The sequence below is a fragment of the Gilliamella sp. M0320 genome (assembly GCF_016101635.1).
Taxonomy (GTDB): domain Bacteria; phylum Pseudomonadota; class Gammaproteobacteria; order Enterobacterales; family Orbaceae; genus Gilliamella; species Gilliamella apis.
Genome location: NZ_JACFQD010000009.1, coordinates 14,517 through 37,920 on the forward strand (window position 1 = coordinate 14,517; position 23,404 = coordinate 37,920).

A 23,404-nucleotide genomic window follows, 5' to 3' on the forward strand; every position below is an offset into this window, starting at 1 on the left:
AATTTGCACGACCACTAAAAGGTATATTATGAAAGATCAAATTCAGCTTGCTCAGCAAGATACGCTAGCTATTATTCAAGAACTTTTAGAAGATGGAAGTGATCCACATGCGCTGTATATTATTGAACATCATATTTCATCACAAAACTTTGATAAACTAGAAAAAGTCGCTGTTGAAGCTTATAAATTAGGCTATGAAGCAACCGATCCTGACGAAGACGTTGATGATGCAGGTAATGTGGTAATTGGTTTTGATATTATTACTGAAAGTCCATTAAATGCTGAATTAATTAATGCGCAAATCGCCGAAATTATAACTCTAGCAAACCAATTTAACGTTAATTATGACGGTTGGGGAACCTATTTTGAAGATGGTAGTGATGACCAATTCGATGAAGATGACGTTAGCGAGACCATTCATTAATAAATAATCCGCGGTTAATTATGACTATTCTTATCCGCCACCAGACGGATAAGAACAGTGTTAACATTTAATTTAATTGTTCAACACGGCTAGTTCGTTTATGATCAGCGGTTACTGTACGAAGCGAAACCGAAGCGTTGTTATTTATCGCTACAGGGCCGTTGTAAGCCTGCCAATTTTCGCCTTTATCGGTTGAATATTCGATAGTTAAGCCAGGAAAAACAACATTAGCAACTAATTTGCCATCTTCAATCTTCGCTCCAGGAACAGGAAGGCGATAGTTAATTGAAGCAAGATCTAATTTAGCTAATTCTCGTTGGCCAATTAAATTAGCAAATTGATTCCAATCATTTAGCAGTTTTTGCTGATCAACATATTGTGTTTTACCTTTTTCAAATTCGCGATCTTTTTGATAATTAGTTTCCCAATCAGCTTTATGCCATGCCCGCTCGGCAACACTCAATAGTCGAGGATAAGCCATGTAGGCCAATTTATCATCGGTACGAATATTTTCCGTCCAGATTTGTGCTGATAATCCATAGGCGCCTGGCCAATCCATGGTACCTTTGGCTGCAAAGGCGTCACCGTTGCGATCGAATGAGGTTTCCGCATTTTGTGGTAAATTATCCGGTGCAAAACTGAATATTTTGCGTTCATCATTAAAGCGCGCAGCCCAATAGTAGCCACTTTCTTTAGGATTAACTTCATAAGGCATATCTAAATAGACATAATCAGGATTTGAAACTATCACTTTGTAGCCTTTATTGGCATACTCATTGACTGAATCGTATCCGCCCCAATATAAATTATCCCAGAAATTGACAACAACATCATCAGTGGCAAAAGCTTTGGCATTGGTAGCGAATTTTACGCCATCTTGCCAAGCTTGCATGCGATTAATACCATTATTTTTGATGATTTTACTTACTTCAATAGCAAAATAACTTGGCAAATGCTCGATATTTTCTACCACACCTTTACTAACAAAAGTTTGGCACGCTTGTGATTTTGCCCATGGATGATCTTCGACACTTTGATCGATTAAACCTTTACCCGCCTCTTTTTTAGCTGCATGGATATCTTGATAACCGTTGCCGAAGTGAATATTTTTAGCCTCATCACCACCAAAATGCCATGTTGAAATCGGTTGTCCAGCTTCAACGTGCATTTTGGCTATTTCGCTAATTACTTTATCAGCAAATTTTTTCGAAGAATCTAAACATGGATTTAGATAACTTTGGCGATTGTAGAATTGCACCGTAGTAGTATTCGAAGTATCGGTAGGATCAAGTAATCGATATTCATTCGCAGCTTCGGTTTTTCCTTGCTTCATTAAGTGTTGATATCTCACTTCCATTGACAAAATAGCTGCTCTGGCATGGGCTGGCATGTCGATTTCTGGAATAACTTCAATAAATCGCGCATTGGCATATTTAACGATTTCGATATAATCTGCGCGAGTAAAGTAGCCACTGCCATTATTGTCACTATTTGGCCCAGATCCAAGTTGTGGTAATAGACACTGTTTTTCAGTTAAATCATGACAACGTTTACTACCAAAATCCGTGAGTTCTGGTAGGCCGGGGATCTCAATTCGCCACCCTTCATCATCACTTAAGTGGAAGTGGAATTTATTCATCTTATATTTTGACATCATATCAAGTAACTGTAATACCGCTTTTTTGCTTTTGAAATTTCGACCGGTATCTAGCATCATACCTCGATAATCAAAACGAGGGGCATCTTCAACTGAAAGTGTGTTAATAATTTGCGGTTTACTAACTGTTATTGACGATAATATCGATTCTACAGCATAAAAAATTCCACTTTCATCAAATGCTACGATAGTTGCACCTTGTGGGGTTATATCTAGTTTATAACTGCCATTTACACCTTTTTCAAATGCAGTTTTATCAATTGATGCATTGACTTTAAACCCTTGCTTTGTCACAGCAATATTTGATTGTTTGAAATGCTTTTCTAATACTAATTGGCTTGGTTTTGCTAAGCCATTAAGTATGAGATTAACACCACTTTGATTTAGGGTAATAGATTCTTTACCAACCGTTAATTTAACTGGTGTTGGTAAAATTTGACCTTTTAATAAATCAGCATCAATTTTTTGAATATCATTATTTCGTTGATAGCGGTTTTCGGGAGTCATCAGTATATTATGGTCATTAGGTGATATCTTCCATTGTTCACCTAATGGAGCCACAAATGCCGATAAATTATCAGAATCAGTATTGGTGTTGGCAATTATTTTAGGTTTAGCATCCGTTGAAGTTACATACCAGCGAGGCATCACATCACTTTCACTTATTTGCCAATATTCACCAATAACTGGGATAGTTACCTGTGAGTTAGCAGGAATATTGGTAAATTTTTCTGTTGGTTCTAATTTATGCAAATCACCGGTTACGTGGGTAATTTTATACTGGTCATTATTTACCGCTAAAATCATGCGAATATTATGGAAGTAGATAGCCCAATCTTTACTGGTTATTGCTGGACCGTTGTTTTTAAGCGTTAGGGTCACTTTGTTACAAGAAGCCCAATCTGCGCCCAATGCTGCACAATCTACCCCATCATTAACGGCATTATTATCGACTATTTGATAATTTAAACGCAGTTGTGAACTCATCGTATCAACTATTTGTTGTGAAGCATTAACTGATTGACTGGCTCCTAGAGTTAATAATGATGTGATCGAAGTAGCAAGTATAGCTGATTTAAACTTTTTCATATCGGTTACCTATTTTTGTTTAGCATTGAAAATGGTGAAAGGGAAAGTAACAATAAATTTAATATCACGTTCATCTTGGAAAATGTTGCCATAACCACCGCCCCAGCTGTTGATATGATTTTCATGGTTGTTATATTTAGTGTAGTGTAATTGGAATGAAGTATCTTTAGCCCATGTATCTTGAATTGTATAACCTAAATCAAAATTATAAGCCGATTCTACTAAACGATTTTTTTGATTTTTTGCTTTTGAATCTGGTTTGGCATCCCAACCATAAGCATAAGATGCACCGGTTTTCCAACCAGTCAAATAATGATTTAGATGGCCTAAATCATATGTCACCTCAAAAAATGCGGCTTTTTCGCCATTGGCATTAAAGTCAGAACGAGAATTCCACCAAACATCTAATCGCCCATTAGATGATGCATAATCGGGCGTCATACGTTGTAAGAAGAATCCTTGTTCACCTTCTGCTTTTACAGACACACCTTCAAGTCGTAAACCAACAGGACCAACTTGGTAACCTAAAGTCGCTGCTTGCAACCACGCTAAACCATCATAAACATTGGCACCTTTATGAGATTGGTCTTTAGCGCCATAAAACTGATAACTCATGGTTAATGGATTATTTAACACATCTGTTTTATAAGAAGCTTTCGCAAAAAATTGATTCATATAATTCTGAGCTTGGCCAAAGGCGCTTTCGAGTACAAGATCATTCTTAAAATCATATTTCATACCGGCTGAGTGTAAAAAATCGATTTTTTTGCCTTTTCCCCAGCGTTTGAATTCATAGAGGCGTTTATACCAAGGCGCTTTGTATTTATCTGTCCACATATAGGACATGGATAAAGCACCAGCAGCATCAAAATCAAGTACGGTGCCAACTTCTGCTCCACGATAAGTACCAGGTAATAAACTCCAATGCGGTGCTAATAAAGTTTGTCCAGAAGGTTGAATATAACCGGCCTTGATCCAAAACAACTCATCAAGTTTAAAATTAAGTTGTGCTTTATAAAAACTTAAGCCACTAACATCTTTTTTCCAATCTTCATTCCAACGAGTATTAGCACCACTAAAACCAATCTCATTTGGATGCCCGTTACCGCCATTACTGACTTCCCAAGCGCCATAACCACCTAATTCAATACCAAGTCGATCGGCAATATAACCTGACCTAAAGTCTAAATTGGTATTAAATGATGAATGTCTGAGGTTTTTTTGGTATTTATGTTCGTCAAGATTTTTTCTTTCGCGATCACGATTCCAGAAAAATATGTTTCCAGTTAATGATGCATCATCGACAAAATTACTGACATACTCAGCTTGTGCTGGACATATACTGGTTAACACGGTAATAGATAAAAAAAGTTTAGTAAAAAGATTAAAACGACAGGGTAAAACCGGTAAATTATTATGATTCATAGTTGCTTCCCTAAAATTATACTGTGTAACTGACCACTAAATTCCCTAATAACTAATTGGTTTTTATAAGTCAAACTGAATTTATTACTACTTTGAATTGCTATCTAAACAACATTTTTGGAACATATTTAAGGTAGAAATAGGATAAATATGCATTTTTATAATGCATAAACATATTTTAGTTCGCAAATTAATTGATCTAAATTCGTGATCTGAATCACCAAAAAAATAAAAATTTGGCTTTTTTTTGTGAAATTCGCCACGCTTTTTTTACAGAATAAATTAATTATTTTTTATAACTTTTGGAGTGATGACATGGCGATGACATTAAGAAAGGAATTAGCAAAGAGTAATAATTAAAAACAAGTCGCTGATAAAAAACAGGCAATAAAAAAGAGAAATGCATAGCATTTCTCTTAATAATTAATAAGTTAAACTAAAATTAGTTTTCAGTATCAAGCTCTGCAAAGCTTTTAACGAGTTCATCAATGGCTTTCATCTGTTTTAAGAAAGGTTCGAGTTTGGCTAATGGTAATGCGGAAGGACCATCGCATTTTGCACTACTCGGGTCTGGATGAGACTCTAAAAATAGTCCTGCAATACCCACTGCCATTCCCGAACGAGCAAGCTCAGTAACTTGACCACGACGACCACCTGATGCTGCCCCCATTGGATCACGACATTGTAAAGCATGAGTTACATCGAAAATCACTGGCGATCCATGGCTGACTTTCTTCATGACATTAAAGCCAAGCATATCAACCACTAAGTTATCATAACCAAAGCAGCTACCACGATCACAAAGAATCACTTGGTCATTACCTGCTTCTTCAAATTTTTCGACAATATTACCCATTTGGCCTGGGCTTACAAATTGCGGTTTTTTTACATTAATTACAGCACCTGTTTTAGCCATTGCAACAACTAAATCAGTTTGTCTTGCTAAAAAAGCCGGTAATTGAATAACATCAACAACATCAGCCACAGGTTGACACTGTTCTTCAGTATGAACGTCAGTAATAATTTTAACCCCTAACTGCTGTTTTAATTCTTGGAATATTTTCATTCCTTCTTCTAATCCTGGTCCTCGATAAGAGTGAACCGATGAACGATTCGCTTTATCAAAAGAAGCCTTAAAGATATAAGGAATATTTAATTTATCGGTTACTGTTACGTAGTGCTCACATATTCTCATCGCTAAATCGCGAGATTCAAGCACATTCATACCACCAAATAATACAAATGGTAAATCATTAGCTACCGTAATATTACCGACTTTTACTCTTTTTTGTTTAATCATAAATTTATTCCTAGTTAAGGTTTAAACCAACGACCTAGGGTGACTCTGTCATTGCCACTATAGTCGGTTATGGTTTCAACTAATTGAAATCCATGTTGTTTAAAGATAGTTTGTACCGCTAAGCCCTGCTTCCAGCCATGTTCGATAAGCAGCCAACCATATTGATTTAAATGCTTGGTAGCCCCTTGAATTATTACTTTAATATCAGCAAGGCCATCATCCTCAGAAACTAAGGCACTTCTTGGTTCATAGCGAACATCGCCTTGAGATAGGTGAATATCAGTTGGCTCAATATATGGAGGATTACTGGTTATCATTGAGAATTTACGATTTTTAATTGGTTTATACCAATCACCTTGCAAAAAATAAACATTGTTCACGCCTATTTGATTAGCATTTTTTTGGGCTAAAATCAAAGCATCTTTATTTTTCTCAATCGCAGTAAATAAACAATCTGGTCGCTCAGTGGCCATAGCAATCGCGATAGCACCAGTTCCAGTTCCCAAATCTAAAACCTCACAAGGGACTTTAGGCAAATACTCTAAACCTAATTCAACAACTTTTTCCGTATCTGGTCTTGGAATTAAGGTCGAATTTGAAACATTAAACTTCAATGACCAAAATTCCTTTTCTCCAGTGATATAGGCAATCGGTTCCCCTTCTTGACGTCTTTTTAAATAACCATCTAAAGCAATTAGTTCATCATCAGTTAATAATGTTTCACTAAAAGCCATCAAAAAGGTTCGTGTTTTATGTGTGACAAAACTTAATAAAATTTCAGCATCACGTTTTGGACTTTCGCTGTCGGTTAAAGTTTGTGATGCAGATTTAAGCCATTGTAAATAGGTCATTCATCCTGTTCCGCTAACGCTGCAAGTTGATCTGCTTGATATTCTTGTACAATTGGTTCAATCAACATATCCAATTTACCTTCCATGACCTCATCAAGACGATAAATAGTAAGATTGATACGATGATCTGTAACTCGACCTTGAGGATAGTTATAAGTTCGAATACGATCTGAACGATCACCTGAACCAAGTAAATTACGTCTGGTTGATGCTTCCTCTTGTTGACGTTTACGCATTTCAGCATCTTGAATACGGGCAGCCAATACCGACATCGCCTTAGCTTTATTTTTGTGCTGTGAACGTTCATCCTGACATTCAACTACAATGCCAGTTGGAATATGGGTAATACGAATTGCTGAATCGGTAGTATTAACATGCTGACCACCTGCCCCTGATGATCGATAAGTATCAATTTTCAAATCTGCAGGATTGATTTCTGGCATTTCAGCTTCTGGAATTTCTGGTAAAACAGCAACAGTACAGGCCGATGTGTGTATTCGTCCTTGTGATTCAGTCTCTGGTACACGTTGAACTCGGTGACCACCAGATTCAAATTTTAACTGGCCATATACACCATCACCACTTACTAACATAATAACTTCTTTATATCCGCCATGTTCTCCATCATTTGAACTCATGATTTCGACACGCCAATTGCGAGATTCAGCATAGCGAGTATACATTCTGGCTAAATCACCAGCAAAAATAGCCGCTTCATCACCACCAGTACCAGCGCGCACCTCAACAAAACAGTTGTAATCATCGTTTGGATCTTTAGGTAACAATAGAACTTGTAACTGTTTTTCTTGCTGTTCTACTTGGCTTAATGCTTCGTTTAACTCTTCTTGAGCCATTTCACTCATTTCTGGATCAGAAAGCATCATTTTTGCGGTTTCAATATCTTCTTGTGTTTGCTTCCAATTAGCAAAGCACTTAACCACATCGGTTAACTGTGCATATTCTTTTGAAAGGGTACGAAATCGGTTTTGATCGGCTATAACCGCTGCATCAGATAGTAATGCTTGAACCTCTTCGTAACGCTCTTGTAGCGTTTCCAACTTACTGATAATTGAAGGTTTCATAACTCTGTATTTTGGCTAATGATTAAATGAATTAGCCCGGCATTATATACTTAATTGCCTTTAAAATACAGTTCCTACTTATAATAGCGAAATAATCATTAATATAAGGTTATTTTTTATATTTATTTTAAAATTAGTTGGTTATTTTTGATTAAAAAACCCCTTTCCTCAAAATTTTCTATTAAGATTAAATGAGTTTGGTACAGATAATTTCGTAGGACTCTGTAGTATTTAATTTGGCTTTAATGTTTATCCCTATGATGAACATCATTATGATTGATTATGTTATTGATTTGGATGCTTTTTAAGCAATAACCCAATATATTGAATATTTTAAATTTTTGAAAATCTTGATTAGAAAAATAAAATGCCGTTAGCAAACTAACGGCATTATTTCAATGATAACAATAAAATAAAAAGTCTCTATTTTTTAACTGCTTTCGCATTCGGCAAATCAGTTATCGATCCTTCATAAATCTCAGACGCTAAACCTATTGATTCATGTAACGTTGGGTGAGCATGGATAGTTAATGCAATATCTTCAGCATCACAACCCATTTCAACTGCTAGTGTAATTTCACCAAGTAATTCACCACCATTTGCCCCAACTACAGCACCACCAAGAAGACGATTGTCAGCTTTATTAAAGATTAATTTAGTCATCCCTTCTGAACAATCAGAAGCAATCGCTCGACCTGATGCCGCCCATGGGAATATAGCAACCTCATAATCTAAACCTTTTGCTTTTGCTTCTTTTTCAGTTAAACCTACCCAAGCAACTTCAGGTTCAGTATAAGCAATTGATGGTATAGTTTTTGGATCAAAATAATGTTTTTTACCAGCAATAACTTCTGCTGCCACATGACCTTCATGAACACCTTTATGCGCTAGCATCGGTTGACCAACAATATCACCAATAGCATAAATATGAGGCACATTTGTTCTCATCTGTTTATCGACTTCGATAAAGCCACGATCAGTCACATTTACACCAGCTTTTTCAGCGTTGATCAGTTTACCATTTGGAGTACGGCCTATTGCAACCAATACCGCATCATAAGTATGAGTTTCAATGGTTCCGTCTTTTTTCTCCATGGTGACATAAATTGCATCATGTTTTGCTTCAACAGTACTTACTTTAGTTTCTAATCTTAAAGTAAATTTCTTTTGAATTTGTTTAGTAAAGATTTTCACCACATCTTTATCGGCTGCTGGAATGACCTGATCAAGCATTTCAACCACATCTACCTCTGAGCCTAATGCATGATAAACCGTCCCCATTTCTAAACCGATAATACCACCACCCATTAAAAGTAGTTTTTTAGGAATAGTAGTTAATGCTAATGCATCTGTCGAATCCCAAATGCGAGGGTCTTCATGTGGGATAAAAGGTAAAGTTATAGGTCTTGAACCAGCGGCAATGATAGCATTATCAAAAGTAATTTTAGTTATACCTTTGGATGAAGTAACATCCATGGTATGACTACCAGTGAATTGTGCTTCACCTTGAATGACATTGACTTTACGCATTTTAGCCATGCCAGCAAGGCCGTTAGTCAATTGATTAACAACCTTTTCTTTCCAAGCTCGTACTTTATCCAATTCTAGTTTTGGTGTTCCAAAATGAATGCCGTGCGCAGTCAATGATTTGGCTTCATCCATAACTTTAGCAACATGGAGTAATGCTTTAGATGGAATACAACCCACATTTAGACACACACCACCTAAAGTTGAATAACGTTCTACTAAGGTAACATCTAATCCAAGATCGGCAGCTCGGAAGGCAGCGGAATAACCCGCTGGACCAGCTCCTAAGACAACAACTTGTGTTTTAACTTCTTGACTCATAATTAATTTCCCCCCACTACATCACTAATCGACGTAAGTCGGATAAAACATTAACAATATGGCTTAAGAAGCGTGCACCATCAGCCCCGTCAATTACTCGGTGATCGAATGATAATGATAAAGGTAACATTAGACGTGGTGTAAATTCTTTACCATTCCAAATTGGTTTCATACTAGAACGAGATACACCTAAAATACCTACTTCAGGTGCATTTACAATTGGTGTAAATGAAGTCGTTCCGATACCACCTAGGCTAGAAATGGTGAAACAGCCGCCTTGCATATCGCTACCTGTTAATTTGCCATCGCGTGCTTTTTTAGAAATTTCTGCAAGTTCACGAGAAAGTTCAATAATGCCTTTTTTATTCACATCTTTAAATACCGGCACAACTAAACCATTAGGCGTATCAACAGCTACACCGATATTAATGTATTTTTTGATGATAAGAGTTTGTGCATCTTCAGACAATGAACTATTAAAACGCGGATAAGCGGTTAAAGCGCTGGCTACTGCTTTCATAATAAACACTAGTGGCGTAATTTTCAGATCCAGTTTTTTCTTTTCAGCTTCGGCATTTTGTTGTTTACGGAAAGCTTCTAATTCAGTGATATCTGTTTCATCAAACTCAGTAACATGTGGAATCATTACCCAGTTACGATGTAAATTTGCACCCGATACCTTTTGAATTTTGGTCAATGGTAAGCTTTCTATTTCACCAAACTTACTAAAATCAACTTTTGGCCAAGGTAATAAGCCAGGTAGAGCACCACCTGCAGCACTGCTTTCTACTTGTTTGACCGCATTTTTAACATACGCTTGGATATCTTCACGTAAAATACGATGTTTAGGGCCAGTCGGTTGTACCTTAGCAAGGTTAACACCAAACTCGCGAGCTAAACGACGAACAGAAGGAGTTGCATGTGCATAAGCATCATTTTCTACAAATTCATTGGTATTTGCAGGTGTGGCTGGCGCAGCAGAATTATTGTTGGTATTCACAACTGGAGCTGCAGTAGCTGGTTTTTCTGCTGCCACAGGTGCGACATCAGTTTTTACTGGTGCACTGCTAGCTACTGTCTCAAATTCCATAATTTTTGAGCCAGTTTTAACTTTATCACCAATTTTTACTGAAATGCTTTTCACAACACCGGCAATAGTAGCAGGCACTTCCATTGAGGCTTTATCGCCTTCTACTGTTATAAGAGAATCATCAACGGAAACTGAATCACCAACTTTAACTAAAATTTCAGTGACCTCAACTTCATCACCACCAATATCAGGTACATTAACATCAACCACTTGGCTTGCGCTTGGGGCTGCTGATGGTGCGGCAACTGGTGCGGTCGTTTCTTGTTTATCTGCTGCAGCCTCTGTTTCGCTGTCATCAAATTCCATAATACTTACACCAGTGGTAACTTTATCGCCGATTTTAACAATGATTGATTTTACAATTCCTGCTTGTGGAGCAGGAATTTCCATTGACGCTTTATCACCTTCGACGGTCAATAGCGATTGATCTACATCCACTTTGTCGCCAACTTTAACTAAAATCTCTGTTACTTCAACTTCATCACTTCCGATATCAGGTAATTTTATTTCAATAGTCATTATTTTTACCTCTTATGCATTACGTGGATTGAGCTTATCAGCATTGATGTCGAACTTTTTAATCGCGTCTTCAACAACACTTGTTTGAATATCACCACGTTTAGCTAGTTCTCCTAATGCGGCAATCACAACATAAGATGCATCGACTTCAAAATGATGACGTAAATTTTCTCGGCTGTCACTGCGACCAAATCCATCAGTACCTAATACTCTGTAGCTTTCTGCGGGTACAAATCCACGAATTTGTTCTGCATAAAGTTTCATATAATCAGTTGAAACAACTGCTGGATTATTATTCATTATTTGAGCAACATAAGGAACTTTCGCTGGTTCACTCGGATGTAACATATTGTAACGTTCACAATCTTGTCCATCTCTAGCTAATTCGGTAAATGAAGTTACACTATACACTTCTGAGCTAATACCGTAATTTTTAGCTAGAATATCTGCAGCTTCACGAACATGACGTAATATTGAACCAGAACCTAATAATTGAACAGTAGGTTTACCTTGTTGTCCTTCAACAGTATCTAACTTATAAATACCACGACGGATCCCCTCTTCTGCCCCTTCTGGCATTGCAGGTTGAGCATAGTTTTCATTAAGTGTAGTAATATAATAGTAAACATTTTCTTGTTCACCATACATGCGACGTAAACCATCTTGCATAATAACAGCAACTTCATATGCATAAGCCGGATCATAAGATACACAGTTAGGGATAGTTAACGCTTGAATATGACTATGCCCATCTTGATGTTGTAAGCCTTCACCATTTAAGGTTGTTCGGCCAGAAGTACCGCCGATCATAAAGCCACGCGCTTGTTGATCACCAGCTGCCCACATCAAATCACCAATACGTTGGAAACCAAACATTGAGTAATAGATGTAAAATGGAATCATTGGGTAATCATTAGTGCTGTACGATGTTGCCGCGGCAATCCATGATGCAGTTGCGCCACATTCATTAATGCCTTCTTGAAGGATTTGGCCTTTTTCATCTTCACGATAATAAGCCACTTGTTCTCTATCTTGTGGCGTATATTGTTGACCATGCGGATTATAAATACCGATTTGGCGGAATAGACCTTCCATACCAAAAGTACGAGCTTCGTCAGCAAGAATCGGCACTAAACGAGGCGCTAATTCTTTATCTTTTAACATAATGTTAAGTGCACGAACAAAGGCAATTGTGGTTGAAATTTCTTTCGATTGCGCTTCAAGTAATGGTGCAAATTCAGTTAAAGGAGGAATTGATACAGTTCCTGAGAATTTAGTCAATCTTGACGGCACATAACCATGTAGGGCTTGACGACGTTCATGAATATATTTGTATTCAGGAGTATGTTCTTCAAATTTAATATATGGTAATTTTTCTAAAGCATCATCGGTAACAGGAATATTGAAGAAATCGCGAACATGACGAACACCATCCATATTCATTTTTTTCACTTGGTGCGCAATGTTCTTAGCTTCTGCTGCTGCACCCATACCATAACCTTTAATAGTATGTGCTAAAATCACTGTTGGACGATCTTTGGTTTCTTTTGCTCTAGCAAATGCAGCAAACATTTTTTCTGGATCTTGACCACCACGATTAAGTCTGAAAATTTCTTCATCAGACATATCTTTTACTAATTCTGCAGTTTCTGGGTATTTACCAAAGAAATGCTCACGAACATAAGCACCATCTTTAGATTTAAAGGTTTGGTAATCACCATCAAGTGTTTCATTCATTAAGCGAATTAATTTACCTGATTTATCTTTTTGTAATAATTTATCCCAGCGATCACCCCAAAGCACTTTGATTACATTCCAACCGGCTCCAGCAAATACGCCTTCTAATTCATTAACAATTTTGCCATTACCGGTAACTGGACCATCTAAGCGTTGTAAATTACAGTTAATGACAAATACTAAGTTATCCAGTTTTTCTCGTGTAGCAATTGTAATTGCACCTTTTGATTCTGGCTCATCCATCTCGCCATCACCTAAAAATGCGTAAACGGTTTGTTCAGTGGTATCTTTCAATCCACGATGATTCAGATATTTTAAAAAGCGAGCTTGGTAAATAGCACTAACTGGGCCTAATCCCATTGAAACAGTTGGAAATTGCCAAAACTCAGGCATTAATTTTGGATGAGGATAAGATGATAATCCTTTACCATGCACTTCTTGACGGAAATTATCTAATTGTTCTTCGGTTAATCGGCCTTCAATAAATGCGCGAGAATAAATACCTGGAGAGATATGACCTTGGAAATAAATTAAGTCACCACTATCTTTTTCATTGCGAGCACGGAAAAAATGGTTAAAACAGACTTCATAAAATGTCGCTGCAGATTGGAATGATGCCATGTGACCACCCAGTTCTAAATCTTTTTTAGAAGCTCGAAGAACCATCATCATTGCATTCCAGCGGACAATAGAACGAATACGTCTTTCAATTTCCCAATCACCGGGATAGACTGGTTGTTCATCGACAGGGATAGTATTAATATAGTTACTAGTTGATGAACCGAACAGTAAAGGAACGCCTCCATCTCTAGCTTTATTGACAATTTGCTCAATAATATATTGGGCACGTTCGACGCCTTCTTCACGAATAATAGAATCTAAACTTTCCAGCCAATCTTTAGTTTCAACTGGATCGATATCATTCATTTGCATGTCCGACATATAAAAACCTCTTTTTTGTTTTAAAAAATGCAGTTTTTGCTATCCTTAGCTATAACAGACGCCATAACTAAAATTACAAGCTCCAACTTTCGCATTACGGATGCTTTAATGATATCAGTCTGCCATTTTCCATTAAAAAGTAAAGTAAACTGACGGTTATAAAAGAATGTTAATTCCTATTAAATTAATCAACCATTTCAATTATTAATTTGATAAAAATGATAATTATTTGATAAAAATCAAATTTAATTTGTGGGTATAGTAAGAATCTCTTGTTAAGAGTTATACATTGAATATATGATGGTTGTCAAGTTATAGTAAAATCTGCTATATAGATGTAAATTTATTGATAAATTACAACTTAACCAATGTTAGATATGCCAAATAAAGACGTTGTTATTAAACAATTAGGTATGTTGCCTTATCTACAGACTTATCAAGCTATGCACGATTTTACTAATCAGCGTGATGCACAAACTATAGATCAAATCTGGCTTGTTGAGCATTTACCGGTTTTTACTCAAGGTAAAGTAGGTAAACCTGAACATTTACTAATCGCTACTGACATTCCAGTGGTACAAACTGATCGTGGCGGTCAAATTACCTATCATGGCCCCGGACAGCAAATTATGTATATCTTACTTGATTTAAAAAGGCGTAAAATAGGTATTCGTGATGTCGTCAATTATCTAGAAAATAGTGTTATTCAAACATTAAAACACTTTGGTATTACCGCCTATTCAAAATCAGATGCGCCTGGTGTCTACATCAATCAACAAAAAATCTGCTCACTAGGATTGCATATTAAACATGGATGCACTTTACATGGTTTAGCGTTGAATATTGATATGGATTTAACACCGTTTAATTATATCAATCCGTGTGGTTATGCAGGTTTAAAAATGACTCATATGAAGCATCATATTGCACAAATTGATCGTCAAGAAATTAACCAGTTATTAACTGATAATTTTATTAATCAGTTACCAAACAACTAAGATATTAAATATGCAAAATACTGAAAATCAAATCCGTAGTTCCAAATATCGTGACGCTGATAAAACGCGCCTCATCCCAACCATTACGGTTGAGGAAGTCGCGCCATTAAAAAAACCTGATTGGATGAGAATTAAATTATCTGCTCATAACGATAATATTGCCCATATTAAAAACACTATGCGTAAGCATGGATTACATTCAGTGTGTGAAGAAGCATCTTGCCCAAATTTGGCCGAATGCTTTAATCACGGTACCGCTACTTTTATGATTTTAGGCGATATTTGTACTCGCCGTTGTCCTTTCTGTGATGTTGCTCATGGCCGTCCATTACCACCTGACCGTGAAGAACCAAATAAACTTGCCTTAACGATTCAAGAGATGAAATTACGTTATGTAGTCATAACATCTGTTGACCGAGACGATTTAAAAGATGGAGGGGCTAGCCATTTTGCATCTTGTACTCAAGAAATTCGCGCATTAAGTCCGAATATCAAAGTTGAAACATTAACACCTGATTTCAGAGGGTGTATTGATGAAGCGGTAGAGGTTTTAAGCGAAAATCCACCAGATGTGTTTAACCATAATTTGGAGAACATTCCTCGTTTATACAAAAAAATTCGTCCTGGAGCTAATTATGAAGGATCGCTAAAATTACTTGCTTCTTTCAAAGAAAGACATCCAGATATTCCAACAAAATCAGGTTTAATGGTTGGATTAGGTGAAACAAATGAAGAACTCATTCAAGTACTAAAAGATTTACGCAGTAATGGCGTGACTATGTTAACTTTAGGTCAGTATCTACAACCGAGTAAATATCATTTACCAGTGGAGCGTTATGTTTCACCTCAAGAATTTGAAGAATTAAAACAGACTGCTTTAGCAATGGGATTCACCCATGCTGCTTGTGGCCCGTTTGTCCGTTCTTCTTATCATGCCGATTTGCAAGCAATGGGAAAAGAGGTGAAATAAATATCACCTCTTACAAATTTAGCAATTAATTATCAACAACAATAAAGCGACGATTTTCGGTAACAATTTGTAAGAAGATTGGTAAGCTAATTTTTTCGCCTTTCAATTGTTTACCGTTTAAATCATAAATTTTAGACCGCCCAAATGCATCAATAACCACAGTATTATGATCATAAAGCGCAGCAATTTGATTTTCACTACCAGCTAAAATCCATTCCCGATTAGACTGATTAAATAAATTTCGACCCTGACTGTACTGCTGCGCTGGAGTGGTAACATTAAATGCATCTTGCATTAATGTTCTTAAGATATCTGTTTGTGAGGTAATAGTACTAATTTGTTTTATTTCCCTACCTGGCCATGAAATAATCAATGGCACTTTCAATACCTCACGATTAAAGCTATTTTCAGAATTACGTTGTACTAATTTTTTGGCTTCATCTATTTTTAGATCATTTGAACCAGTAATAATTATTATCGTGTCCTCATATGCATTGGATAATTTTAAATAAGCAATCAAAGATTCTAAATATTGATCGAGTTTTTTAGCCTCTGATTCTAATTCCATTACTGGTATTTTTTTATTTTTAGTAACAAGAGAATATTGTATGACTGAAAATAAAGGCGCATGATTCTCAAGTTTGTTTTGTTCGTCATGCCATGCCATCCAATAATCAGTGGTAAGCTTATTGCTTTGTTTTTTACTATCAGGGATTGAGAAGTTAGACAATAATGCATAACGGTAAAGAGGCTCAGAAAAACCGTCAGCAGAGAATAAACCGAGGTTATAATGCTGTTTTGTTACTGTGTCGAATAAAACCGATGTCTTATGACCAGCAAGGATACTATTATAGTAATTAGGATCTAAACCATAAAATAGTGAGAAATTATTTAAATAAGCCTGACTACTGGCAGCATAATGATTAATAAAATTAATATTCTGATTAGCAAATTCCTTAAGCCAAGGCATATTGTTCGCTAATAATTGATTATTCCAACCATCAATATTGATTATTAAAACATTCTGCTTATTTTGTTTTTCATCAAAACTAATTCGATCCAATGGATACTCAATAGCAATTGCAAATGGATTACCTTCCTGAATAGTTCTATTTCGGTAATCATTTTCGGCAATAAATCCATAACGCTCCAAAAGATGACGGGCAGTTAATGGATAAGAGAGTGGTAAACTTGAACGTTGCATAGTTATTGGGCGATAGAAATTAGCATCAGCCCAAATATGAATTAAATGTGATGAAACAAAACAAAGAATAAAACCGATAACAACTGGTCTAGCATAACGTTTCCGTTTACTTAAGCTACGTAACTTTTTCCAACTCCAAATGGCAAATAATATCTCAATTAAAAGAATAAAAGGGATAAGAATAAAAGCACTATTTAAAAAAGAGGTTTTGTCCGAAGTAAATAATTGCCATATAGATAGATTAAGGTGCATTCTAAAATGAGAAAACACTTCAATATCAATCAGAAGTAAACTAATTCCTATTGTAGCGACGACAGTAGCAATGATTCGTTGCCAACGAGAAGAGTGAATAAAAAAGCTTAGTGGAAACAGTAAAATTAAATAGGCTATAAAGGTGAGAAAACTAAAATGTCCTATAGCACTAATGATTGCATAAAAACGCCCCATAAAAGTTCGAGGCCAGTCAGCAATTAACAAATATTGACTACCAAGGACAATAACAACAAAAATATTAAATAGGGTAAACCAATGCCCCCAACTGACTATCTGCGAGGTTTGGTCGTCTTTGATATGATTATTTTTGAGTTTGAGCATATTTAATTGTTGTTAGTGGTAGTAATCAAGAAAAACTAAACTAAATTTACCCCACAGTTTAACTGATTTTTAAAAATCTTTCTGTAATTTTTTTATTTGTTAGCACAAAGGGATTGGTTATTTGTTGGCGTTATAATCGATACTTGTTATAATTTAATTTAATAATATAGCTAATAGAAAAGACAATACTTTGGCAATCAAACAACTCAACTCTCAAGAAGTCCAACCTGATATAAATTACATTTTAAATAATAACGATATTAAAACCGATTTATTCAGTGAAGGATTAACAAATGTACTATCATGGCAACCTCGCGTTGCTGCTGCCGTGTCACTATTATGTAAAAATAATAATGCACATTATCGTTCGCGTTTTATGTTACTAAAAGCTTCCGAAAACGAACTTTTTTTCGATCTCCTTAAACAATCCGTAAAACCAAGTTTAACTACTACAACTCTAGGTTATAGTTATTATTTTAGTGAAAATAAAATCACACTAACGCAAGCGAAAAGTAAACAAGATAATTTTGCAGTTCAAGATGATTGTTTAACGGCAACAGTAGTTGATATTGAAAAACTTTTTGGTTGTGTTCGCCAACCAGAAAACAGTCCAGTTAAATTACAAGCGGGATTAGTTCACCAAGCTAATGGTGGCGTTTTAATTTTAGGCTTACGTTCTCTGCTTGCTCAACCACATGTTTGGTCTAAATTAAAACAAATGGTTATGTCGCAAACCTTTGAATGGTTTTCAGCAGATGATTCGCACCCATTACCATTATCGATTCCAGCCATGCCGTTAGATCTACGCATCATCTTAGTTGGTGATAGATTATCTTTAGCTGAATTACAGGAATTTGAACCTGAATTTTATTCATCTTCTATTTATGCTGAATTTGAAAGTGAATTAAAAGTAACTGAACCTCGGCAAATCAATGATTGGATGAATTACTTACAATTTATTAGTCGCCAACTAGCATTACCAAAAATTGAAAAAACAGCTTTTGCTAAAATTTACAAGCATGCAACAAGATATACCGGTGATCAATATTATCTACCGCTCAGCATTGAGTGGATTCAATCATTATTACTAAATTCATCTTATTTTGTGCAAAATGAGAATATTGATACATTAGCAGTCAGCAAAGCTTTAGAACAGCAAACATGGCGAGAAAATTATTTAACCGAACGATTCCATGATGAATTCTTTACCAATCAAATCATGATTGATACTAAATCGCAAGTAGTTGGCCAGATTAATGGCTTATCGGTTATTGAGTACCCGGGCTATCCTAAAGCCATCGGCGAACCAACACGTTTAAGCTGTTTAGTTCATTTTGGTGACGGTGAATTGATTGATATCGAACGTAAAACCGATCTTGCAGGTAATATTCATTCGAAAGGAATGATGATTATGCAAGCATTTGTTATGTCGGAGTTTGCCATTAATCATCAACTGCCATTTTCTACATCTTTGGTGTTTGAACAATCATATAGTGAAATTGATGGCGATAGTGCCTCTCTTGCCGGTCTTTGCGCTCTTATTAGTGCACTGTCTAATCAACCTATCGATCAACAATTAGCGGTCACAGGTTCGGTTGATCAATTTGGTCATGTTCAATCAATTGGTGGTGTAAATGAAAAAATCGAAGGCTTTTTTGCTGTTTGTCAGCATCAAGGTTTAACTGGTCAACAGGGTGTAATCATTCCAGCTACCAATCAACGTCATTTGAGTTTAAGTGATGAGGTTATTGAGGCTATTAACAATGATAAATTTTCAATTTGGGCTGTAGAACATGTCGCTGAGGCACTCTATTTATTAACCGGTATTCCTTTTAAGGATGAAAACCAAATTAGTCTTTATAAATTGATCCATGCGCGTATGCAATCAATGTTAGTTCAAGATAGAAAACACGATGGTTGGCTCAGTCGCTGGAAAAAAATTGCAAAAAGTAACAATACACAATAAACTGAAACCCAAATTCCATTGATGGAATCAATCAAATATTAATGTAAAATTTTACAGATTATAATAATTATTTGTTTTATATTTGATAATTATTTTATATGCAATCATGTAATGACAACAAAATAAAAGGTTTTTTTATGACATTTGAACGTAAATCTTCGTATGATAAAGCAGATTTGATTAAATCAGGCAATAGTGAATTATTTGGTCATGATGGACCTCCATTACCTTCTGATTTAATGCTAATGATGGATCGTGTTATCGAAATGAACGAAGACGGTGGTAGTTTTGGTAAAGGCTATGTTGAAGCTGAATTAGATATTAATCCTGATTTATGGTTTTTTAAATGTCATTTCAAAAATGATCCAGTAATGCCTGGTTGTCTTGGGCTTGATGCATTATGGCAATTAGTCGGATTTTATTTAGGTTGGATTGGTGGTAAAGGTAAAGGTCGGGCACTTGGTGTTGGTGAATTAAAATTAAAAGGCCAAATATTACCTCATAATAAAAAAGTTACTTATAAAATTAATTTTAAACGCGTTATTAACCGTAAATTAATTATGGGTATCGGTGATGGTGAAGTTTATGTTGATGGTAAATTAATTTACGAAGCAACTGATCTTAAAGTAGGATTATTTAAAGATACTTCTGAATTTTAATTCCTGAAAATATAACTCCTTGTTTAGTGTCAGTGATTAACTGAATATTGGCAGGGAGTATTTTTTTATTTGCTATTCTAAAGCTGGCCTATAATGTACTTTTTTCGAAAATTTTTACTCTCATTTGTATTATCCTTAATTGTAATTAGTCAAGTTCAAGCAGATTTTAACGGTAAAGTGGTTAAAGTTATTGATGGTGATACTGTAGATATACTCACGCTAAAAAAACAAAAAATACGCGTTCGTTTGCTTGATATTGATGCACCAGAAAGCCGTCAAGCATATGGTAATGCGTCAAGAAAATATTTAGCTTCATTAATTGCCGGAAAAAATGTTTTTGTTCAAGAAAGCAATAAAGATATCTATCAGCGTACACTAGGAACCATATACCTAGCAAAAATCAATATTAATGCAAAAATGGTAGAAAATGGTTTTGCATGGGCTTATCGCTATAAAGGCGTCGTAAAAAATAAAGATATGTTGAAACTTGAGTCAAAAGCTAAACAAAATAAAAAAGGACTATGGAAAGATAAACATCCTATAGCGCCGTGGGAATTTCGTTATCGTAATAAATGATTTTAAATTTTTTATTTTTTACTAGATAACATAGCTTCAAATGGTTGTAATGTTTCTTTTGTTTATAACCTTCCCCTTGTTTTTCAGCTGGAATCGCCGAAATCAGTTATTTGGATAATTCTAAATTTTGCTTAATTAAAGCCGTTTGTCGTTAATTAAGTTCATCATCAGATACTATCCACTTTATCAAAATAAATTTTACAATTTTGAATTAATTCAGCCATACAGACCGAAGATAAACCAAATGAAGTTAAAAATAGGACTTATTTTTTTGAATCTTTATTTCTAAATCACTAATTTTATAAAATTAAAATTTTATTGATGTTATCGGGATAATATAAGAATGAAGAATGGAATAAGGTAAGTTCTATAATAGAAGAGAATCTTACCAGTAAAAAATTACTGGCAAGATTAAATAATCAGTTAGATGATTGTAACATCAGCAGCAGCTGGACCACGAGCACTATCTTGGATAGAAAATTCTACTTGTTGACCTTCGCCTAGAGTTTTAAAACCATCACCAGAAATCGCAGAGAAGTGAACAAACACATCTTTACTTCCGTCTGAAGGAGAAATAAAACCAAAACCTTTACTTTCATTGAACCATTTAACTTGACCAGTTTTTTTAGACATAATAATCTTCCTATAAATAAATAAATTAATCTCTACCATAAAAGGCAATACTTGAAAACATAAAACCTAGACTACTTATTAACAAAGAGAAGACAAGACTGAAGAAAACTAATACAAACGTGATTAAAGTAAACTACAAACTGCATAAATCTAAATGTTACAAAATAAATCTGCATGTAATATGCTGGCGACTATTAACTCATAAAAAGATGAACAATACAAGCAATGTTTTTTTTAATTTGTAAATTTTCCTAACATGATTAGTAACCAATTGTTATTAATCATGTTAATTTTTTTATTTTTCTGCTAATTCTTTAGATTTTTTAATAGCTGCATCTACAGCCTCAATGATGGCAGCCCTAAATCCTTTTGCCTCTAACATTTGTACACCTTCAATTGTCGTACCAGCGGGTGAACAAACCATATCTTTTAACTCGCCAGGATGCTTACCTGTTTCAAGTAGCAATTTTGCCGAGCCCAATACTGCCTGTGCGGCAAATTTATACGCTTGTTTTCTAGATAAACCACCTTTAACTGCTCCATCAGCAAGCGCTTCAATAAACATAAACACAAAAGCGGGAGAGGAACCACTTGCTCCTACTACGGCATCAATTAAATATTCAGGTACGACTTCTGTTTCACCGATACAATTTAATAATTTCTGCACAATAGCTAATTCTTCATCAGTAACTTCTGTATTAGGTGTTATTGAACACATAGCGGCATTGACTAATGCTGGAGTATTTGGCATGACCCTCACTATTTTTTGCTCATAACCTACACATTTCGCTATAGTTTTAATTGTTACACCAGCTGCAATGGAGATAACAATAGTATTCTTTTTTAATTCTTTTTGAATATCACTTAATACATCAGCAATAATGTTAGGTTTGACGGCAACAAAGACAATATCCGATTCTCGTGCAACATCCCTTGCCGAAGCCAAATTATTAATTGAGTAAGACTGATTTAAAGCTTGGCCTTTTTCAAGGTGAGGGTCATAAACATAAATTTGCGAGCCAGGTACAATATTACTTACCAAAATACCTTGTAAAATAGCATTCCCCATATTACCTATACCGATAAAACCTATGCGCTGTTCCATTTATTTACACCTCTATCAAAAAAGTCAGTTGGATAATTATAGTACATTTTTCAATAAATACTCAAAGTTTGCTATTTAGTTTTACCCGATAAATGTTTTTGAGAAAATGATCTAATATTTAATGCTAGCTCCGATAAAAAGTTATGATCAAAGTTGGTTGGATACTTACCCTCTTTTCGCTTTAATAAATATACTACTTGTTCCGCTGTTAATCTAAAGTTTTCACTTAATAACTCTATCCCATTGATTTTTTGATTATTATATATGTTCTCATATTGAGAGTATTGGCTATCTTTTACCATTTTAGCTTTAGCCTGACGAATTTGATATAAACGCCAGTCCTGATAACAACTCATATCAAACTTTTTAGATAAAATATATCCCCAGTCAGTCTGTTTTACATCAGGAAAACGGCTTAAAACGCTATCTATTGGAAGCCCACAACTTATAATAAATTGGTTATTCATTTTTTTAATTTGTTTGACTTGCAATTTTAGTTTATGCTTTAGTAAATGGGTCACTATATACGCTGACTCATTATACATTCGACAAAATATCCCACTATCCTTGATAAAGTATATTGCTAAAGATTGTTCTGTTAATTTAATTTTATCTTCAATATTCATTACTAATTATTTTAACTGTATATTTTTTAAGTAGATGACATGGCGAACCTTACCGTGCTATGCACAATAAGGTTCGTAATACATTTGTTACTAAATTCAATGCTTGGTG

Annotated in this window: 18 protein-coding genes; 6 read left to right on the forward strand and 12 right to left on the reverse strand. The window is 35.3% G+C overall.

Features of this window, described 5'->3' with window-relative positions:
- Positions 1-28 precede the first annotated feature (28 nt).
- Entirely contained in the window at positions 29-424 is a 396-nt protein-coding gene (gene rraB, locus H3T83_RS10450; RefSeq protein WP_065579240.1) for a ribonuclease E inhibitor RraB, read from the forward strand.
- A gap of 67 nt (positions 425-491) precedes the next feature.
- Here the strand turns inward: rraB and H3T83_RS10455 are convergent, their stop codons facing one another.
- From H3T83_RS10455 to aceE, 8 genes are all read right to left on the reverse strand, one after another.
- Positions 492-3,170, reverse strand: a complete 2,679-nt coding sequence (locus H3T83_RS10455; protein ID WP_198215721.1) for a beta-N-acetylhexosaminidase — start codon at positions 3,168-3,170, stop codon at positions 492-494.
- A gap of 9 nt (positions 3,171-3,179) precedes the next feature.
- Positions 3,180-4,595: an OprD family outer membrane porin gene (locus H3T83_RS10460; protein ID WP_198215722.1), complete on the reverse strand. Its 1,416-nt coding sequence runs from the start codon at positions 4,593-4,595 to the stop codon at positions 3,180-3,182.
- 442 nt (positions 4,596-5,037) lie between these two features.
- On the reverse strand, positions 5,038-5,892 hold the full coding sequence (kdsA, locus tag H3T83_RS10465) for a 3-deoxy-8-phosphooctulonate synthase (protein WP_086320205.1): 855 nt from the start codon (positions 5,890-5,892) through the stop codon (positions 5,038-5,040).
- Positions 5,893-5,909: 17 nt separating this feature from the next.
- Complete coding sequence (prmC, locus tag H3T83_RS10470; protein ID WP_065579243.1) at positions 5,910-6,746, reverse strand: peptide chain release factor N(5)-glutamine methyltransferase; 837 nt, start codon at positions 6,744-6,746, stop codon at positions 5,910-5,912.
- Positions 6,743-7,828, reverse strand: a complete 1,086-nt coding sequence (gene prfA / locus H3T83_RS10475) for a peptide chain release factor 1 (RefSeq protein WP_065579244.1) — start codon at positions 7,826-7,828, stop codon at positions 6,743-6,745. Before prfA ends, prmC begins: the two co-directional genes overlap by 4 nt.
- A gap of 423 nt (positions 7,829-8,251) precedes the next feature.
- Positions 8,252-9,676: a dihydrolipoyl dehydrogenase gene (gene lpdA, locus H3T83_RS10480; RefSeq protein WP_198215723.1), complete on the reverse strand. Its 1,425-nt coding sequence runs from the start codon at positions 9,674-9,676 to the stop codon at positions 8,252-8,254.
- A 16-nt stretch (positions 9,677-9,692) separates the two neighbouring features.
- A complete protein-coding gene (gene aceF, locus H3T83_RS10485; protein ID WP_198215724.1) occupies positions 9,693-11,285 on the reverse strand; it encodes a pyruvate dehydrogenase complex dihydrolipoyllysine-residue acetyltransferase in 1,593 nt (530 codons plus the stop codon).
- A 12-nt stretch (positions 11,286-11,297) separates the two neighbouring features.
- Positions 11,298-13,964, reverse strand: coding sequence for a pyruvate dehydrogenase (acetyl-transferring), homodimeric type (aceE, locus tag H3T83_RS10490; protein WP_086357158.1), 2,667 nt, complete (start codon positions 13,962-13,964; stop codon positions 11,298-11,300).
- A gap of 377 nt (positions 13,965-14,341) precedes the next feature.
- Between aceE and lipB the strand changes: the two genes are divergently transcribed.
- Both lipB and lipA read left to right on the forward strand, forming a co-directional pair.
- A complete protein-coding gene (gene lipB, locus H3T83_RS10495) occupies positions 14,342-14,962 on the forward strand; it encodes a lipoyl(octanoyl) transferase LipB (RefSeq protein ID WP_198215744.1) in 621 nt (206 codons plus the stop codon).
- A gap of 10 nt (positions 14,963-14,972) precedes the next feature.
- The gene (gene lipA / locus H3T83_RS10500; RefSeq protein ID WP_065579248.1) at positions 14,973-15,932 is read left to right on the forward strand and encodes a lipoyl synthase; all 960 of its coding nucleotides are present in this window, start codon (positions 14,973-14,975) and stop codon (positions 15,930-15,932) included.
- Positions 15,933-15,957: 25 nt separating this feature from the next.
- On the opposite strand, the gene H3T83_RS10505 is transcribed toward lipA, so the two are convergent.
- Entirely contained in the window at positions 15,958-17,730 is a 1,773-nt protein-coding gene (locus H3T83_RS10505) for a DUF3413 domain-containing protein (protein ID WP_198215725.1), read from the reverse strand.
- 328 nt (positions 17,731-18,058) lie between these two features.
- Between H3T83_RS10505 and H3T83_RS10510 the strand changes: the two genes are divergently transcribed.
- The 3 genes from H3T83_RS10510 (at position 18,059) to H3T83_RS10520 (ending at position 20,931) form a co-directional block, all read left to right on the forward strand.
- The gene (locus H3T83_RS10510; protein WP_370528041.1) at positions 18,059-19,696 is read left to right on the forward strand and encodes an AAA family ATPase; all 1,638 of its coding nucleotides are present in this window, start codon (positions 18,059-18,061) and stop codon (positions 19,694-19,696) included.
- A 137-nt stretch (positions 19,697-19,833) separates the two neighbouring features.
- The gene (gene fabA / locus H3T83_RS10515) at positions 19,834-20,355 is read left to right on the forward strand and encodes a bifunctional 3-hydroxydecanoyl-ACP dehydratase/trans-2-decenoyl-ACP isomerase (protein ID WP_065579250.1); all 522 of its coding nucleotides are present in this window, start codon (positions 19,834-19,836) and stop codon (positions 20,353-20,355) included.
- A gap of 93 nt (positions 20,356-20,448) precedes the next feature.
- The gene (locus H3T83_RS10520) at positions 20,449-20,931 is read left to right on the forward strand and encodes a thermonuclease family protein (protein WP_110453240.1); all 483 of its coding nucleotides are present in this window, start codon (positions 20,449-20,451) and stop codon (positions 20,929-20,931) included.
- 423 nt (positions 20,932-21,354) lie between these two features.
- Here the strand turns inward: H3T83_RS10520 and H3T83_RS10525 are convergent, their stop codons facing one another.
- The 3 genes from H3T83_RS10525 to H3T83_RS10535 form a co-directional block, all read right to left on the reverse strand.
- Positions 21,355-21,564 (reverse strand): cold shock domain-containing protein, encoded by a 210-nt coding sequence (locus H3T83_RS10525; RefSeq protein WP_065579252.1) that lies wholly within the window; start codon positions 21,562-21,564, stop codon positions 21,355-21,357.
- Between the two features lie 295 nt (positions 21,565-21,859).
- Positions 21,860-22,669, reverse strand: a complete 810-nt coding sequence (gene proC / locus H3T83_RS10530; RefSeq protein WP_065579253.1) for a pyrroline-5-carboxylate reductase — start codon at positions 22,667-22,669, stop codon at positions 21,860-21,862.
- A 71-nt stretch (positions 22,670-22,740) separates the two neighbouring features.
- Positions 22,741-23,295 carry a hypothetical protein gene (locus H3T83_RS10535; protein WP_198215727.1) on the reverse strand — a complete coding sequence of 185 codons (555 nt, stop codon included), beginning with the start codon at positions 23,293-23,295 and terminating at the stop codon, positions 22,741-22,743.
- Positions 23,296-23,404: the final 109 nt, after the last annotated feature.

Excerpts from the sequence above, each read along its gene's own strand:
- aceF (WP_198215724.1), bottom strand. The coding sequence starts at position 11,285 with ATGACTATTGAAATAAAATTACCTGATATCGGAAGTGATGAAGTTGAA.
- lpdA (WP_198215723.1), bottom strand. The coding sequence starts at position 9,676 with ATGAGTCAAGAAGTTAAAACACAAGTTGTTGTCTTAGGAGCTGGTCCA.
- H3T83_RS10520 (WP_110453240.1), top strand. The coding sequence starts at position 20,449 with ATGTACTTTTTTCGAAAATTTTTACTCTCATTTGTATTATCCTTAATT.
- rraB (WP_065579240.1), top strand. The coding sequence starts at position 29 with ATGAAAGATCAAATTCAGCTTGCTCAGCAAGATACGCTAGCTATTATT.
- aceE (WP_086357158.1), bottom strand. The coding sequence starts at position 13,964 with ATGTCGGACATGCAAATGAATGATATCGATCCAGTTGAAACTAAAGAT.
- prfA (WP_065579244.1), bottom strand. The coding sequence starts at position 7,828 with ATGAAACCTTCAATTATCAGTAAGTTGGAAACGCTACAAGAGCGTTAC.
- fabA (WP_065579250.1), top strand. The coding sequence starts at position 19,834 with ATGACATTTGAACGTAAATCTTCGTATGATAAAGCAGATTTGATTAAA.
- proC (WP_065579253.1), bottom strand. The coding sequence starts at position 22,669 with ATGGAACAGCGCATAGGTTTTATCGGTATAGGTAATATGGGGAATGCT.
- H3T83_RS10455 (WP_198215721.1), bottom strand. The coding sequence starts at position 3,170 with ATGAAAAAGTTTAAATCAGCTATACTTGCTACTTCGATCACATCATTA.
- H3T83_RS10525 (WP_065579252.1), bottom strand. The coding sequence starts at position 21,564 with ATGTCTAAAAAAACTGGTCAAGTTAAATGGTTCAATGAAAGTAAAGGT.
- lipA (WP_065579248.1), top strand. The coding sequence starts at position 14,973 with ATGCAAAATACTGAAAATCAAATCCGTAGTTCCAAATATCGTGACGCT.
- H3T83_RS10505 (WP_198215725.1), bottom strand. The coding sequence starts at position 17,730 with ATGCTCAAACTCAAAAATAATCATATCAAAGACGACCAAACCTCGCAG.
- H3T83_RS10535 (WP_198215727.1), bottom strand. The coding sequence starts at position 23,295 with ATGAATATTGAAGATAAAATTAAATTAACAGAACAATCTTTAGCAATA.
- lipB (WP_198215744.1), top strand. The coding sequence starts at position 14,342 with ATGCCAAATAAAGACGTTGTTATTAAACAATTAGGTATGTTGCCTTAT.
- prmC (WP_065579243.1), bottom strand. The coding sequence starts at position 6,746 with ATGACCTATTTACAATGGCTTAAATCTGCATCACAAACTTTAACCGAC.
- H3T83_RS10460 (WP_198215722.1), bottom strand. The coding sequence starts at position 4,595 with ATGAATCATAATAATTTACCGGTTTTACCCTGTCGTTTTAATCTTTTT.